The 699-nt window shown below is 38.8% G+C and carries 1 protein-coding gene; it reads left to right on the top strand.

Annotation, left to right across the window (positions count from 1 at the left end):
- Positions 1-105: 105 nt before the first annotated feature.
- Complete coding sequence (locus HY58_RS18505; protein ID WP_156123768.1) at positions 106-447, top strand: hypothetical protein; 342 nt, start codon at positions 106-108, stop codon at positions 445-447.
- Positions 448-699 lie beyond the last annotated feature (252 nt).

The raw sequence follows: 699 nt of genomic DNA, 5'->3' as shown, positions 1-699 counted from the left end.
ATCGTGAAATAAAAATTTGACACAGTTTATTTTTACACACCCTTCAACGCAAGAAGTATCTGGCTCGGCAGATTTAAATAAAATACTTAAAAAACTATTAGGCAAATGATACGTTTTATTGTTTTAATTGTCATTGTGTATGCAGCTATAGGAGTGAGTTGTAAGGCTACGCAGCCTGTTGTTGATTTAAATGATTCACTTTCTGTGAGAGATTTTATCAATAAGTCAACAGCCTGTGACAGAATATATTTTGTTGAAAAAAACAAGCTTTTATTTTGCTCTGAAGTCGGATATTCAGATTTGATTTTATCGAGCCTTGTAAAGGCAACAAATGAGCGGATTTTTCTGCCATTTTATAATGGTGGAATCCGTGTGCCAGATAAGGAGCAACAGGCTTACCTACAGGAAAGAATGGGCGAATTTAAAAAAAAGCTTAACTGTCAGTAACCGAAATTTCGGAAATCTGTTCGTTCGGGCCTTATCTGTGACTTCATGCTGCGCAGCGCACTCTCGGCGCAGCATCAGGAACGGTTTTGGCTTGTGCCTGGTAGCCGTTCGGTAATTCCGAACTACCTTTTCAGAACAGCGACATTACATGTCAACCCTCCTTGTTTATATTCATTTCTACAACTCATAAATTTCCAAGTCCATCAGATATGCTGCCTGAGAGGCAATATACCTGCGTTCCTCATCATCACT

Origin of the sequence: Flavihumibacter sp. ZG627 (assembly GCF_000814325.1) — a bacterium.
In the GTDB taxonomy this organism is placed as follows: Bacteria; Bacteroidota; Bacteroidia; order Chitinophagales; family Chitinophagaceae; genus Flavihumibacter.
Note: the sequence above shows the minus strand (reverse complement) of the source record. Positions and strands in the feature narration are given on the sequence as shown.

Bases quoted from the DNA above. Each gene is read 5' to 3' on its own strand.
- HY58_RS18505 (WP_156123768.1), top strand. From the start codon at position 106: ATGATACGTTTTATTGTTTTAATTGTCATTGTGTATGCAGCTATAGGA.